This is a genomic window from Paenibacillus sp. FSL R7-0312, assembly GCF_038004445.1.
GTDB lineage: Bacteria > Bacillota > Bacilli > Paenibacillales > Paenibacillaceae > Paenibacillus_AQ.
This window is the reverse complement of record NZ_JBBORE010000001.1, coordinates 653,348-668,531: the sequence shown is the minus strand read 5'-3', so window position 1 is coordinate 668,531 and position 15,184 is coordinate 653,348. Positions and strand designations below refer to the sequence as shown.

Sequence of the window (15,184 nt, the reverse complement as noted above, 5' to 3'; positions counted from 1 at the left end):
AGTGCAGAGAAATGTCCATGTCTTTTAATCAATATATGAAGGATTCCATTCAGCCTATGCGCGATGATCTGACGAGTATCGGATTTCAGGAGCTGCTGACTCCGGATGAAGTTGAAGCAACTCTTCCAGCCATTAAGGGAACTTCACTTGTGGTCGTTAACTCCGTTTGCGGTTGTGCCGCCGGCCAATGCCGTCCAGGTGTAGCCCAGGCGCTGCAGAACGAAATTCTCCCCGACCACCTGTTCACGGTATTTGCCGGCCAGGAGAAGGAAGCTACAGCCAAGGCGCGTGAGTATTTTGCTCCGTACCCGCCATCTTCACCATCCATTGCATTGATGAAGGACGGCGAGCTTGTTCATTTCATCGAACGTCACGGCGTTGAAGACCGTTCGGCTGCTGAAATTGCTGCTGAGCTGAAGGAAGTTTTCAATCGTCTGTGCCAGTAAGCTCATTTTCTGTTAGGGATATTCCCGCATCAGCCGGAGGCTAGGCTCATGCGGGATTTTTTCTGAACATATAGGCACCTGAGTCCCTTCGGACAGATCAAGATATGAGAAAAGGGGTGTGTGAAGTGGGAATCCAGGAAGAGATTATTAAGGCCTTGAGAGTTAAGCCGGTGATTGATACCGGAGCGGAAGTGCGCAAACGTGTGGATTTCCTGAAAGCATATACGCTGCAGGCGGGTGCCAGGGGGCTGCTGATTGCAATCAGCGGAGGAGTGGACAGTGCAGTGGCTGCGGGTCTATGCAAACAGGCTACGGACGAGCTGACGGCAGAGGAAGGCAAAGAGTATATTACACTCGGTGTATTCCAGCCTTACGGCGAGCAGGAGGATATTGAGCACAGTTACGCGGTGGCCAAGGCGTTTGAGCTGAAGCATACGGTAGAGACTAATATTGAAGAAGCTGTAAACGAGATCGCGCTGGAGGTAGAGCATAGCCTGAAGGCGCTGGGACAGCACCGCCACATCACCCATCAGGGTAAAGGAAATGTGAAGGCGAGAACGCGGATGGTTATGCAGTATGCACTAGCCTTCGAGAACAATCTGCTGGTAGTAGGAACAGACCATGCCTCTGAAGCCATCACCGGCTTCTATACCAAATGGGGCGATGGTGCGGTTGATATTACACCGCTGTCTTCACTGAATAAACGGCAGGTGCGGCAGTTGGCTGCGGCGATTGGAGTACCGGCCGATATCGTGACCAAAGCACCGACAGCCGGCCTCTGGCCGGGCCAGACGGATGAAACTGAGCTTGGGATCACCTATGATGACAACAGTGACTATCTGGAGGGCAAAGCGGTATCTCCCGAGGTCGCCGGGAAGCTTGAAGCCTACTACCGCAGAACGGGGCATAAACGGGATGCAATCCCTGGAATATAAGCAGTCAGAAGAATAAAAGAACCGCCGGAGAAGCTGCATTCATTTCGCAGAATTCCCGGCGGTTCTGGCTTTCATATAGTAATGCTGGAGAGGCGCTGCCTAACTTGTAAGCTTAGCCGGCCAGGATCTGGTTAATAAACTCCAGGGAGGCGGATATTGCCTCCTCCAGCTGCGGGGTAGCTCCTTCGAACGGGTGCACGGTTCCGAAGGTGTGATTGCCGCCGGGAATCTGCACCCAGCGGATATCCGGGCGGAGCTCCGTTAATTGCTCTGATCCCCGGCGCAGCCGTTCACTGTCCTGGCTTCCCTGAATAAGAACCGCCGGGAAGCTGGCCGTTGTCATCCGTTCCAGCAGGTTGTAGCGCACGGCATGCTGTTCCAGGTCTTCCAGCAATACGGCATCCAGCGGCATTTGCTGGCCGGTCCGGCCATTAAGCACATGGGTCCGGCCGCTGCGCCTCATCTCAATCTTCTGTTCCTCCGTGAACAGGTCGAGGTCGGTAATGCCGTTCCAGGAGATCACTCCGGTGATCTCTCCCGGATGGTCCAGCGCATACAGCAGGCTGTCTCCGCCGCCACGGCTGTGGCCCAGCAGGAATAACGGCAGGCTGCCGAATTTGTGGTGCTGGCTGAGATAAGAGAGCAGGATCTCCATATCCTTGATCTCACGGGTATAGGTATTGCGGGCGAACTTCTCAAGCTCCGTGAAATTCTGCAGATCTTCGCCGATTCCGGCATGTGAGAAGTTGAAGGTTATGACCTCATGCTCCTGGCTGAGGGCTGCCGCAGCATAAGGAAACATCCCCCAATCCTTAAACCCCTTGTAACCGTGGGCGATAACAATCAGGCTCTTAGCCTTATCCCGGGCGGGGAAATGCGAGCAGCGGAGTACAGCATCTTCTCCTGCGGGCAATTGGAAATTACGGGTCATCGGGTAAATCCCCTCTCTATATAATCTGAAACGGATTTGAAGGTTGTATTATTTATAATGTTTATGAATAATGTTCAAGAAGATCATACCATTATTAAAGCAGGTAAGGATAGGGCGGTTTTTTACAGTAATTGCATATTGCCTGTCCAGCTAAGGAGTGGATATAGTGATTTATGGAATCGGAAATGATGTGCTGGAAATCCGCCGGATTACGGCTCTGCTGTCAAGCGGACAAGCAAACGGATTTCTGCAGCGCATTCTTACAGCGCGTGAGCTTGAGCTGGCCGCAGGGCGGAAGGGTAAGGCAGCGGAATTCGCTGCGGGGCGTTTTGCCGCCAAGGAGGCAGTAGTGAAGGCACTGGGCTGCGGAATCGGCGCGAAGGTGGGATTTCAGGATATTGAAATTCTGCCGGACAGCCAGGGCAAACCGGTCGTTTCACTGTCGGAGGCGGCCTGGGACCGGCTGCTTCTGCCGGGCGGCCGCCCTGTCATCCATCTGGCCATTACACACAGCGGGGATCTGGCTTCAGCTTTTGCCGTAGTGGAGCAGGTAAACTAAGCTGCTGCGGAGTGCCGAATCCTGCCCTGCCGCTTCGCAGAGCGGTATTTATACGGGGGAAACCATACGCAATAAGGGGACGAGCCTGCTTATCGCGGAATATAGATACATTCAATATAGAAGCAAGGAGATTAATGATGACTACAAATGAGCAGCAGGAAGCCAAGTCCTATTTCAGCCGTAATTTGCTGGAGTGGTACCATGGGCAGAAGCGGGATCTGCCGTGGCGGCGTCACCGCAATCCTTATTACATCTGGATTTCGGAGATTATGCTTCAGCAGACAAGAGTCGATACGGTCATTCCTTATTTCAACCGGTTCATCGAGCGTTTCCCTACGGTGGAGTCACTGGCCGATGCACCGGAGGAGGATGTCCTGAAGTGCTGGGAGGGGCTTGGTTACTATTCACGCGCCCGGAATCTGCAGCATGCCGCGAAGCAGGTGAAGGAAGAGTATGGCGGGCAGGTTCCCAATGACCGCGATGCCGTATTCGGGCTTAAGGGAGTAGGGCCTTATACGGCTGGAGCTATTCTCAGCATTGCCTTCAACCGGCCGGAGCCCGCTGTGGACGGCAATGTTATGCGGGTGCTGTCCCGATACTTCCTGCTTGAGGATGATATCGCCAAAGGCCCCACCCGCGTCAAAATGGAGCGCCTGGCGGCAGAGCTGATTCCCGAAGGGGAAGCCTCGCACTTCAATCAGGCGCTGATGGAGCTTGGCGCGCTGATCTGCACGCCGAAATCACCGCGCTGTCTGCTGTGCCCGGTGATGGAGCACTGCTCAGCGCGCCTCGCGGGCTGCGAGACCTCGCTGCCCGTTAAGACCAAGGCCAAGCCGCCGCGCCCGGAAGAGCGGCTGGCAGCCCTGATAGAGGGCCGCGGCGAGCACGCGGGCCGGGTCCTCATCCGGCAGCGGCCATCCAGCGGGCTCCTGGCCCGCATGTGGGAGCTGCCGCACTGGCCGGCGCCGCCTGCGGAGGGCGGCGCTTCCGCTGCGCTGCTGCCGGAGAAGGCAGCGCAGGACCGGCTGCGCCGGTCCCTGCTTCAGGCCGGGATCTTCGCCCGGCCTGAGGGGCACTGGATGGCTGCGGAGCACACATTCAGCCATATTGTCTGGACCCTGCAGGTGTACCGCTGCAGGGAAGAAGCGGCCCTGCCGCTGGCTGCGGAAGGGCGGGCCCCGTACGGCGCAGCCAGCACAGCTGAGTCCACGGGTGCAGCCGCTTCTGGCGCTGCCGAAGCTGCGGCCGGCGTTTACAGTACCGGCACGGTGCCGCCCGAACCGTCCTCCTCCGGAGGATTGTTCGTGGAAGAGCCCGTCCCGGCGGAGCGGTTCGCGGACGGAAGCGGCCATCCCGAGGACGCAGGTGCAGTACGCTGGATCAGCCGCAGCGATATGGCGAATTACGCCTTTCCCAATGTGTTCCTCAAGCTGCTCAACGCTTATTTCGATGAGCAGGAGGGGAAGTCCGGTAACTGAGGCCCTCATCTGCTGAACCGTACCACAAGTAACGGTAATTGAATTTCCCAGAAGCCCCTTCCGTAGTAACAGGAAGGGGCTTCTAACCTTTTTCACTCTGTTGTTTGCTTATCAGATCCCTCTTGCCATTCGTGCAGAATGAGGATGCCTTCCTGCACGGTCCTTATTCCGTTCTTCGTTCCAAAACAGGTGCCAAACTGGCCCCTACAACCTCTAAAACCTCTTTTACCATTGTTTCCGCCTTGCGACCTTGGGGGTTCCGGCTCCACTGCAAGGCCGACCCGAATATGCCCCAGCTTATGACTAGAGATGTAGCCTCCAGTTTCTCTTGCGAAACCCCGGTAACGGCATCCTCCCTTAACCATTTGAGCAGGAGCTGATGAACTTCCTTTTGCATTGCGATCTCAAACATCGGTTCAAACTGCTTGTCTCCTGGAGTTATATGCTGTCTAAATCCGGTAAGAAATTCGAATACGATTTGGATGAGGGTTGGCAGACAGTCGAAAGTAAATTTTGATTCGTGGGGTAATCTTTTCTTCAAGATGATTTGGGATTTGTCCAGCATCCAGTTCTCGAGAAAAGCAAACTTATCTTCGAAATGGGCATAAAAGGTAGCGCGGTTAACTGTCGCTCTGGTCGTAATATCGTGCACAGAAATAGAGTAGATATTCCTCTTTTGATCGAGTAGTTCCGTGAAGGCCTGCATTAATAATTGACGCGTTCGTTTTACTCGAGGATCGTTAAGGTTCACAATCATACTCTACCTCCCTTATTGATGAACCTAAAACCAACAAAATTACATGAAATGTTGCTAAGGCAACGAAAAGGCCCTTTTGCTGGTAGTCCAAAATGCACAGTTTTCTTATACTTTTTTTATAAAGTGTATTTTACACGCCCTTATATGTGTAGACAACACTGCATTATTATCATCAGTTTGATGGACCCATTCGTGTGAGTAAAGAAAGGATGAGTGTTGTCATGATCATTGTTACAGGAGCCAACGGAAAATTGGGCAGGGCGGTGGTAGAGCAGCTGCTTAAGCGTGCTCCGGCCGAGCAGATTGCTGTGAGTGTCCGGGATCTGAATAAGGCACAGGATCTTAAGGATCGTGGAGTTCGCGTCCGTCAGGGTGATTTCGACGATGCCGATAGTCTTCTCCACGCCTTCGAAGGAGCATCACAGGTTCTCATCGTATCGTCCGGCATCATGGGAGAGGGAGGGATTCGTCAACATCAAACAGCGATTGAAACGGCAAAGAAGGCTGGTGCCGGTCGGGTGCTGTACACAAGTCACATAGGTTCTTCCCCGAACTCGTACTTTCCCCCTATGCTCAACCATGCTGCAACAGAAGAATTACTGAAAGCTTCAGGTATGGCCTACACGTCGCTACGTAACGGCTTTTACGCAACATTAGCGGGGATGTTGATCGGAAGAGCAATCCAGACAGGGGAATTGATTACTCCTGAGGACGGTCCGGTTGCCTGGACATCTCACCCCGATTTGGCCGAAGCTGCGGCGGCTATCCTAATGGAGCAGAAATTCGACGGCCTAACTCCTAATCTTACGGCCTGCGAGGCGATGGATATGGATGGACTCGCGACTATTGCCTCGGAGATTACCGGCCGCCCACTACGCCGAATTGTTGTGTCGGATGAAGAATATCAGGACCATTTAAAATCCCAAGGTCAACCTGAGGATAGGGCTAACATGCTCATGGGGATGTTTCTTGCGAGCCGGAATGGAGAATTCGCGCAAGCGAGTACCACACTGTCTAACCTGATCGGACGACCCCCGATGAATATTAGAGAGCTCTTGAAAGAGTCAATTTCTCATCAACACGGTTGATTTGCTGATGTGGAAATCTATAATTAGGGTCAGAGGACGGTCTGGAAACCTTGCAAGATACTTCCTGCTTCATCCCCCAAAACACAAAAAACCGGGAGCCACCCACAAGGGTGCTCCCGGTTTTTCTTTATACCATAATGCTGCGGCATCAAAGCCGCAATTCGTTATTTTGCGCTTTCGTAACGTTTGCCGACTTCTTCCCAGTTCACTACGTTCCAGAACGCCTTGATGTAGTCAGGACGTTTGTTCTGGTAGTTCAGGTAGTAAGCATGCTCCCATACATCAAGGCCGAGGATTGGAGTTGCGCCTTCGCTGACCGGGTTGTCCTGGTTAGGAGTGCTGGTTACAGCAAGCTTGCCGTCTTTCACGACGAGCCAGGCCCAGCCGCTGCCGAAGCGTGTAGTAGCTGCAGTAGCGAAGTCTTCCTTGAACTTATCGAATCCGCCCAGTTCGCTGTCGATTGCAGCAGCCAGAGCGCCAGTGGGTGCGCCTCCGCCGTTCGGTCCGATAACTTCCCAGAACAAGGTGTGGTTGGCATGTCCGCCGCCGTTGTTGCGAACAGCAGTGCGGATAGCTTCAGGTACAGCGTTCAGGTCAGTCAGCAGCTCATCAATGCTCTTGTCTTGCAGTTCAGGTGCTTTTTCCAGTGCGGCGTTCAGGTTCGTCACATAAGTGTTATGGTGCCTGTCGTGATGAATCTCCATCGTCAAAGCGTCGATGTGTGGTTCAAGAGCGTTGTTTGGATAAGGAAGTGCCGGTAATTGAAATGCCATGGAAAAATCCCTCCTGAGTATATTAGAATTTGTATAGATAAAGAATTTTGGCGGTCTTGACGTCAAAACCCCTTATTTCCGATGTGGCTTATAGGTTATATATCCGTTGAGATACTTATTATTAAACCGTATCTGGAACAATAATGCAACATTAAACAAACATTATTGTTTATAAAGTGTTTTTTCATCTATAGTTCACTACAAATGTTATGGGTGTGTTAAAGTTATAAAACTTCTTAAGAGAGTGCGATAATTTCCTTAATCATGAAAAAATGAACTTTTATTCAATGAAAACGCTTCATATCAAGCGCTTTCAAAAGAAAATTGATGATATCGGGAGAAAAGTGTGTTTTAATAGATTTAAAAGCAGGTATTCCTCGGTTTTTGATGCTTTTTTCCTCTTTACACTGTTATGGAAACTCCTTCTTTTTGTAAAATTCTAAGCCATAGAAAAGGGAGACTTTTAAGTATGCACGTTCGTTCCTTTCAATTAAGCGACGTTACTCCAGTGACTGAATTGCTGCAGACCGCATTATCGGAAGAATGTTTCGAGAGCACGATCGAGCCCTTCTCCAGGCAGCTTTCATGGGATTCAGATCTCATTGTAGTTGCAGAGGATGAAGGAGAAATCATCGGCGCACTGATTGGTACGATTGAGAAGAACCACGGCTGTTATTTCCGCATTGCCGTCCATCCTGAATACCGCCGCAGAGGAGTCGGCAAGAGTCTCGTATCGGCGATGGAACACAGATTCCAGGCACGCAAGGTCAGCGGTATTTATGTAGCCGTTGATGAGCATAATTCCTTCGCACTGCCGCTGTATGAGGCCATGGGTTATGGTGAGGACCAGATCTTCAAATCTGTACGCAAGCTGAGCATTGTCGGGTAATTATTTTTTGAAACGGTGCTGTAAGCGGAAACAATTGGTAGAGTAGAGAACTATTGCAGCCTGTACTTTAGAATAAGATCACACCTGCATAGTCTGTTTCATTATACTAAAGCATATCTTCCCAGTGTCCATTGCATTGCAAATGGGCGGAAGATATGCTTTTCTATTGTTATGGACTTATAAACCCAATCGAAGCAAGTAGGTGGCCTATGAACCGGGAGCTTGAAGAAGAATTCATGCGGAGCCGCAAACAACGATACAGATCAGTCACCCATAACAAATCCAAGCGGGAATCGAGAAGAATTTGGCTTAAGGATATGCGGGAGTGGATCATCACTGCGGGGATTGTATTCGCGATCATGTCACTGCTTAATATATTTGTGTTCAATGTGTCTACTGTGATTGGCCAATCCATGCAGCCAACCCTCTATGAAGGGGAGAAGCTGATTATTAATAAGATTGCACTGAGCTTCGGGAATCCGGGCCGGGGCGATATTGTTGTTCTGCATGACCCCAGTACAGGTCCGGACCGTAAGGAGTACCTGGTTAAGCGGATTATTGGTATCCCCGGGGATATCGTGGAAGTTCAGGACCAGCAGCTTTACGTTAATGGTAAAGTAGTGGATGAGCCTTATATCGATACGGCCATTCAAGACCCGGATTTCAGTCAGCTGACTGTCCAGGAAGGTACCTACTTTGTGATGGGGGATAACCGCCATGCCGGGGCCAGCAAGGACAGCCGTTATTTCGGCGCCGTTGCACAGGAGAGTATCGTGGGGAAGGCATCCCTGATCTGGTGGCCTGTAGCTAAGATGAGAATCCTGTAAGGGATTTGTATAGACCTAATAATAAAGGAGAGGCGGAAATGAATTCTAACTTCCAGTCACCTTATGCTCCGCCGCCTTCCAAGTGGGAGGATCTCAAGGCTGCAATCAAGGCTGCTGCGCCGGCGCTCGGTATTGACGATATCGGGTTCACCACCGCAGAGCCGTTTTTATATTTAAAAAATATACTTCAGGAACATAGGGACAACGGGTACGACTCGGGCTTCGAGGAGCCGGATCTGGACAAGCGGACGGTTCCGGCGCTGCAGTCGGGAGAGCAGCCGCTCTCTATTATTGCAATTGCTGTAGCCTATCCCTCCAAAATGGAGGAACCGCCCAAGTCCGAACCCGGAGCACGCAGAGGTATACTGGCCAGGGCATCGTGGGGGCAGGACTATCATCATGTACTCCGTGAAGCGCTGGCGAAGCTGGAGAACTTCATCCGCGAGCGTATTCCGGATGCCGTACTGGAGAGTATGGTGGATACGGGCGCTCTTGTTGACCGGGCGGTTGCAGAGCGGGCGGGCATCGGGTTCAGCGGCAAAAACTGCGCGATTATCTCCCCCAAATGGGGATCGTGGATCTATCTCGGGGAAATGGTGACGAATATACCGCTGCCTCCGGATCAGCCGGTGCAGGAAGGCTGCGGGGACTGTACGAAATGCATCGACGCCTGTCCTACCGGCGCACTGGTCGGTCCGGGACAACTCAACGCCCAGGCTTGCATATCCTACCTGACACAGACCAAAGGGTTCCTCAGTGAGGACTATATGACCAAGATCGGGAACCGGCTGTACGGCTGCGATACCTGCCAGATTGTCTGTCCCCATAACCGCGGCAAGAACTGGAATCACCGCCCGCAGCTGCTGCCTGATCCGGAGATCGTGAAGCCGCTGCTGATGCCGATCCTGGATCTGAGCAATCGTGAGTTCAAGGAGAAATTCGGCAGCAGCTCAGCTGCATGGCGGGGCAAAAAGCCTATCCAGCGCAATGCGGTAATCGCGCTTGGCAATTTCAAGGAAGCTTCTGCCGTACCGAAGCTGACCGAGATTCTGCTGCAGGAGCCGCGGCCGGAGATGCGCGGGACTGCCGCCTGGGCCCTAAGCCGCATCGGCGGCAGTGAAGCCCTCACAGCCGTGGAACAGGCACTGCAGAAGGAAGAGGACGTTACGGTGCGCGGAATGCTAAGCCGGGCACAGGACAAGCTGCTGGGGCAGAAGGAGGCGGAAGGAGAATGAATCACCGTCTAGAGAGCAGCGAAGGGGCGGAAGCTTCGCTCTATTATAAGGAGATCGATTCAATCATTGGCCCTTTGACGCTATGCGCTACAGCTTCCGGACTATGCATGATCAAGTTCGGCACCTATGATGCGAACTCGGACACTATCGCAGGCTGGGTGAAGGCACAGCTGGGACCCGCTGCACGGATTTATGCGGATGCCAGGAGATTATCCGAGGCGGAGCGGCAGCTTGCAGCGTATTTCGCCGGGGAGCTGCAGAGCTTCAGTCTGCCGCTGGATACGCGCGGAACGGATTTTCAGCGCCAGGTATGGGAAGCTCTCCTCAGCGTGCCTTACGGGGAGTCCGCCTCTTATAAGGATATTGCGGTCAGGATTGGCAATCCGCAGGCAGTACGCGCTGTTGGCGGGGCCAATAACCGCAACCCGGTTCCGGTCATTGTACCCTGCCACCGGATTATAGGTGCCGGAGGCTCGCTCGTCGGCTACGCCGGAGGCCTGGGAATCAAAAGCCGGCTGCTGCAGCTGGAAGCGGAGCAGGCGGGGCCTGATACAAGCGGCACCTATCTCTTCTGATCACGGGATTTGCCAATTGCTGTCCAGTTGTTGAAATGCTATGATAGATTCGCGTGCCTTAAGGGCATTGCCAGACAATAGAGTACAAAGGTGGATTACAGATGAATATTGCATTGCCTATTATTACGCTTGTTGTAGGTCTGATCGGCGGATTCTTTATCGGTGTGTATTATCTGCGCAGACAAATGACAACGATGCAGAATGATCCCGAAATGCTGCAGAAGGTTGCTAAGCAAATGGGATATAACCTGAACGGAAAGCAAATGCAGCGTGCCCAGCAGATGATGAAGAACGGCAATCAGCCGGGGCGTGCGCCTGCGGCAGCCAAAGGACAGGCCCGCAAGAAGAAATAATCAGGATAGAGAAATAGATAAGAGTCAGCTGGTGGTGCGGAAGGGGGAGATTTCATGGGGAGCATCAAGGAGTACATGAACGGGAAGGTTTCTGTAAACCGTGAGCAAATCGAGTATCATGTTGAGAAAATATTAGAACTGATTGGTGAAGATACCAGCCGCGAAGGTTTGCTGGAAACACCGGCTAGAGTCACGCGGATGTATGAAGAGATATTTGGCGGCTATTCGATTGATCCGCGCGAAGCGCTAGGCGTTACTTTTGACGAGTCTCATGAAGAGCTTGTCATTGTGAAGGATATCGTCTATTACAGCCAGTGCGAGCATCACATGGCTCCTTTCTTCGGCAAAGTGCATATTGGCTATGTCCCCAGCGGGCGGATTGCCGGACTGAGCAAGCTGGCCCGGCTCGTGGAAGCGGTCAGCCGCCGCCTGCAGGTGCAGGAGCGCATTACTGCCCAGATCGCCGACATCATGACCGAGGTGCTGAATCCGCACGGTGTTATGGTGGTTGTCGAAGGAGAGCATCTGTGTATGTGTGCCCGGGGTGTGAAGAAGCCCGGGAGCAAGACAGTAACCATGGCAACCCGGGGCACTTTCCGAGAGGATGCTGCTGCCCGGGCTGAGTTTCTTGCTCTGATCAAAGAATAGTACGCGGGACTAATATTCCCTGACTTGTGCAAGGCAAAGCCCGGCGGCCACTTTCGAGTGGCCGCCGGGCTTTTTTGGGGAAAGACCTCAAAAAGGCTGCCATACCAGCTTACGGGCGGCGCTGTACCGCTCGGCTACGTAAGGCCAATTCACGACTTTCCACCAGTCCTGGATATAATCCGCGCGCTTGTTCTGATGCTTGAGATAATAGGCATGCTCCCATACATCCAGCGCCAGTAGCGGAACAACATCCCATTGGGACAGATTCTGATGCTTCTCAGCAGTCAGAATCTCCAGCCTGCGGCTGCGCGGGCTCCAGACCAGGATAGCCCATCCGCCGCCCTCCACTTTATTGGCCGCTTCAGTGAACTGGGCCTTGAAGGCATCGTAGCTTCCGAAGCTGCGTATAATGGCATCCAGCAGTGCTCCGGATGGCCGGCCTCCGCCCTGCGGGGACATGACGTTCCAGAAGATCGTGTGCAGATAATGGCCCGCCCCATTAAAGGCAAGCTCCCGCTCCCAGTGTTTAACGAGATCATAATCGTTGTTCTTCCGGGCTTCCGCCAATTTAATCTCTGCTTTATTGAGTCCGTCTACATAGCTCTGGTGGTGCTTGTCGTGATGAATAATCATCGTCTTCTCGTCAATGTACGGCTCCAGCGCATTATAAGCATAAGGGAGCGGGGGCAGTGTGTGCCCGCCGATCGGGACCGGCCCTAATTCCCGGGCTTCCCACAGAGGAGCCGTTTCCTGGGGAGGATCTTCACTTAGGGACACCGCAGGCACAGCAGCCGGTTCATCCTGCTCTAGAGGGCTCTGCCGCATCATCCCGGCGCCGGCGCCATATCCCGGGGCGGTGAGCGCCGTAAGCACGGCAAGGAAATACTCCGATTCGCAGATAAAATGTTTCACTACAACACCGGCCAGAGGGGAGACACTCATGGCCTGGCTAGCCTCGACCATAGCCTTCAGCTGGCGGATGAACTCACTGGATTGGCTGCAGGCTGTATGAAGCAGCAGCTCTGTTTCGGCGGTAAGGCTTCCCGGACCGCCGTAGGCCGGAGCCTGTGGGCTTCCGAGCAGGTGACACGCCGCCTGCTCCGTAGCCAGGAAGACAACTGTCCATTCCTGGAGCAGCTTGACATAAGGCTCCTCCAGGTTTGGAGTAAGCTGGATAAGAACCTCGGCATGTTCCTTCTCTTGTTTTTTCCAGAAAGCGATTTCCCCTAGAATGTGCACTGGCAGCGGCGCACCGGATACATATTGCATAGCATGCAGTCCCCCCCGTCCTGAATTTTCAACGCTTCATTATATGACCGGGAGAGTGCGCTTATGTAACGGTATTCGTTGTGGCCTAAGGCACAATGGTGAGCAAACCCCAAAAAAGCATGCACAGCATGTATAAGGAAATACAGCTGCGCATGCTTATTCAATCCAATATAGGTATAGAACGTTTCTGTTTCTACTTGTGGTTACTTGCTGGCCTGACTTCCGTTGTCCCCGCTGATGCGGGCCAGCTGGACATTTCCGAGAAATGCTGAGACACGGCGCAGGTACTCGCGCGGATGCTCACGGAACAGCAGCTCATGATGACTGTCCTCCACAATCCATGAGTCGGAGTAAGGGTTGGTCTGGTTCGCGGCCAGTTCTTCGGCAATCGGATAAGGGGCCTTCTCGTCCATAGTACCGTGCATGAAGAGTACCGGGAACGGATAGTCCTCGGATTTCACCTTGGAATAGGGAATCTGATTCAGCCCTGTACCGTTCAATACCGGGAACAACAGCTCCATAATCTCCAGTGAAGGCTGGCGGGGAAGATCTATATTCTGCTTGATATTGTGATAGAGTGTATCCGGCTCCAGCAGGAAGGTGCTGTCCAGAATCATTGCATCCACGTCTTTGGTTACGAGACCCGCCTGCAGCGCGGTACCAGCGCCCATGGAGAAGCCCCAGACTACAATTTCGTTTGCCCCCTTTTCCTTGGCATATTCAATCGCCCCAAGGAGCTGCTGGGATTCTTTTTTGCCGCCGGTAGCGATATCCTTATTGATCTTGGAAGCAAAGCCGTAATCAAACATGACCACATTAAATTTCAGGCTGTGCGCATAATGGGCCAGGTCGTACATGGGAACCCAGCTTTCCTCGCGGTTAGCACCGTAGCCATGGCTGAAGACAATGGTCTTCTTGGCTCCCTCTGAAGGAATATACCAGCCCTGCATGATACGGCTGCCGTCCTTTGCCGGAAAGGTGATCTCCTCATACGCCAGCCCTTTGGCAAGATAAGGGTTAGAGTAGAGGGGGGCTACAGTAGGGTTCGAGAGCACCCAAGCTATATAGCCGTGCAGGGCGATGAAGCAGAATAATAAGAAGAAGAACACAGATAACAGCAGAGCTACGACAATATGCTTAACGCGTATCATCCGCAGTGAAATAATAGGTATGGAATTAGGCTTATCCTCGTTAGGCATACGGGAGACCGGCGAGCCGGGGTGACTTGTTACAAGATCCATAAGGTCCCCTCCTAAAAGTTTTGTGGAACATCCGCTTCCTATGAGACTACTTTGCAGTGTAACTGCTTGGGAAGCATAAGCTTAAGTTTGAATAGCATAAATACTTCATATATTTAATCGTATGGTTATGCCCTTACAAAGTCAATGAATTGAGCGGTTTTGTAATGTAACTGTAAACTGCGGCCCATTCTTTACCGTACAGTGAATATGCTGGACTTTTTTCGGACTTTTGCACTAAGATAGAATGGATCTGAAGAATAATGTAACCGGGTTTCAAGAGGTGAAACACGTGAGGGGGAGATCAGGGTGGAAGACCGGAAACTGACTGTACGCGCCGTAGAACGTGCGCTGGATATATTGCTGTGCTTCACTCAGGATAATGATTATGACCTCAGTCTGACGGAGATTTCCGCCAAGATTGGCCTGCATAAAAGTACGGTACACCGCTTGCTGACTACGCTTGAAGAGAAGGGCTTCCTGCAGCGTGATGAGGGCACGGAGAAATACCGGCTGGGGATTCGCATCTGGGAGCTGTCAACGCATTTGCCGACGCTGAATGAACCAGCGGTACTGCTGCTGCCGGCGATGGAACGGCTGCGTGACCGTCTGGGAGAGACGGTCAGCCTCTATTTGCGCGACAATCTGGAGCGCGTGCGTATCCAGGCTGTGCAGAGCCGGCAGGCAATCCGCCGGGTGGCACAGATCGGCGCAAGGCTGCCCCTCTCTGTAGGCGCATCGAGCAAGGTGCTGGCCGCTTACGCGCCTCCGGAAGTGCAGGTCCGGCTGCTGGCCGACCCGGCCTGGCCTGAAGCTGTAGACCGGAGCCTATATCTGGAGCAGCTCAAGGAAATCACCCGCAGCGGGTATGCCACCAGCTTCGAGGAACGCGAGCCGGGTGCGGCTGCAGTGGCGGTGCCTATTACCGGGCGTGCCGGGGGAGTGGTTGCAGCACTCTCCCTGTCCGGTCCGGTCAGCCGGCTTTCGCGGGAGACGCTGGAGGATTATGCAGTGATACTGGGTGAGGCTGCAGCTGAAATGGGTCTGATGATGGGCTGAAACGGCGCTTCCCGTTAAATGCCGGGCAAGGGGGTAATTATAGTAAATAGAGGCTAACCAGGCCTGCCAGTTCCATTGTGTATCTAGTTAAAATGAACTATTATTAAAAAATATTAGTTACAAT

The 15,184-nt window shown here is 52.8% G+C and carries 15 protein-coding genes and 1 pseudogene; 11 read left to right on the top strand and 5 right to left on the bottom strand.

From position 1 onward, the window contains the following. The first annotated feature begins 11 nt into the window (after window positions 1-11). On the top strand, window positions 12-446 hold the full coding sequence (locus MKX70_RS02780; protein ID WP_042232334.1) for a BrxA/BrxB family bacilliredoxin: 435 nt from the start codon (window positions 12-14) through the stop codon (window positions 444-446). A 125-nt stretch (window positions 447-571) separates the two neighbouring features. Further along, complete coding sequence (nadE, locus tag MKX70_RS02775; RefSeq protein ID WP_042232337.1) at window positions 572-1,381, top strand: ammonia-dependent NAD(+) synthetase; 810 nt, start codon at window positions 572-574, stop codon at window positions 1,379-1,381. 112 nt (window positions 1,382-1,493) lie between these two features. Here the strand turns inward: nadE and MKX70_RS02770 are convergent, their stop codons facing one another. Then, window positions 1,494-2,312, bottom strand: coding sequence for an alpha/beta hydrolase family protein (locus MKX70_RS02770; protein WP_042232338.1), 819 nt, complete (start codon window positions 2,310-2,312; stop codon window positions 1,494-1,496). 166 nt (window positions 2,313-2,478) lie between these two features. Between MKX70_RS02770 and acpS the strand changes: the two genes are divergently transcribed. Beyond that, window positions 2,479-2,871 (top strand): holo-ACP synthase, encoded by a 393-nt coding sequence (gene acpS / locus MKX70_RS02765; protein WP_042232341.1) that lies wholly within the window; start codon window positions 2,479-2,481, stop codon window positions 2,869-2,871. 137 nt (window positions 2,872-3,008) lie between these two features. Then, complete coding sequence (gene mutY, locus MKX70_RS02760) at window positions 3,009-4,349, top strand: A/G-specific adenine glycosylase (protein WP_340841617.1); 1,341 nt, start codon at window positions 3,009-3,011, stop codon at window positions 4,347-4,349. A 163-nt stretch (window positions 4,350-4,512) separates the two neighbouring features. On the opposite strand, the gene MKX70_RS02755 is transcribed toward mutY, so the two are convergent. Beyond that, window positions 4,513-5,106, bottom strand: a complete 594-nt coding sequence (locus MKX70_RS02755) for a TetR/AcrR family transcriptional regulator (protein WP_042232345.1) — start codon at window positions 5,104-5,106, stop codon at window positions 4,513-4,515. Window positions 5,107-5,327: 221 nt separating this feature from the next. On the opposite strand from MKX70_RS02755, the gene MKX70_RS02750 reads away from it, so the two are divergent. After that, a complete protein-coding gene (locus tag MKX70_RS02750; protein ID WP_042232348.1) occupies window positions 5,328-6,194 on the top strand; it encodes an SDR family oxidoreductase in 867 nt (288 codons plus the stop codon). Window positions 6,195-6,358: 164 nt separating this feature from the next. On the opposite strand, the gene MKX70_RS02745 is transcribed toward MKX70_RS02750, so the two are convergent. Then, the gene (locus MKX70_RS02745) at window positions 6,359-6,967 is read right to left on the bottom strand and encodes a superoxide dismutase (protein ID WP_039308673.1); all 609 of its coding nucleotides are present in this window, start codon (window positions 6,965-6,967) and stop codon (window positions 6,359-6,361) included. A 469-nt stretch (window positions 6,968-7,436) separates the two neighbouring features. Between MKX70_RS02745 and MKX70_RS02740 the strand changes: the two genes are divergently transcribed. From MKX70_RS02740 to folE, 5 genes and pseudogenes are all read left to right on the top strand, one after another. Beyond that, a complete protein-coding gene (locus MKX70_RS02740; protein ID WP_039308670.1) occupies window positions 7,437-7,856 on the top strand; it encodes a GNAT family N-acetyltransferase in 420 nt (139 codons plus the stop codon). A 209-nt stretch (window positions 7,857-8,065) separates the two neighbouring features. Continuing rightward, entirely contained in the window at window positions 8,066-8,683 is a 618-nt protein-coding gene (gene lepB / locus MKX70_RS02735) for a signal peptidase I (RefSeq protein ID WP_081956359.1), read from the top strand. 38 nt (window positions 8,684-8,721) lie between these two features. Next, window positions 8,722-10,493 (top strand): annotated as a pseudogene (queG, locus tag MKX70_RS02730) (tRNA epoxyqueuosine(34) reductase QueG). A 101-nt stretch (window positions 10,494-10,594) separates the two neighbouring features. Continuing rightward, the gene (locus MKX70_RS02725; RefSeq protein WP_042133331.1) at window positions 10,595-10,846 is read left to right on the top strand and encodes a YneF family protein; all 252 of its coding nucleotides are present in this window, start codon (window positions 10,595-10,597) and stop codon (window positions 10,844-10,846) included. Window positions 10,847-10,900: 54 nt separating this feature from the next. Continuing rightward, window positions 10,901-11,494, top strand: coding sequence for a GTP cyclohydrolase I FolE (gene folE / locus MKX70_RS02720; protein ID WP_039308661.1), 594 nt, complete (start codon window positions 10,901-10,903; stop codon window positions 11,492-11,494). Between the two features lie 87 nt (window positions 11,495-11,581). Here folE and MKX70_RS02715 read toward each other — a convergent pair whose 3' ends face one another. Continuing rightward, a complete protein-coding gene (locus MKX70_RS02715; RefSeq protein WP_340839527.1) occupies window positions 11,582-12,763 on the bottom strand; it encodes a Fe-Mn family superoxide dismutase in 1,182 nt (393 codons plus the stop codon). Between the two features lie 203 nt (window positions 12,764-12,966). Next, window positions 12,967-13,962, bottom strand: a complete 996-nt coding sequence (locus tag MKX70_RS02710; protein ID WP_340841616.1) for an alpha/beta hydrolase — start codon at window positions 13,960-13,962, stop codon at window positions 12,967-12,969. 348 nt (window positions 13,963-14,310) lie between these two features. On the opposite strand from MKX70_RS02710, the gene MKX70_RS02705 reads away from it, so the two are divergent. After that, a complete protein-coding gene (locus MKX70_RS02705) occupies window positions 14,311-15,060 on the top strand; it encodes an IclR family transcriptional regulator (protein ID WP_042232357.1) in 750 nt (249 codons plus the stop codon). The last annotated feature ends 124 nt before the right edge of the window (window positions 15,061-15,184 follow it).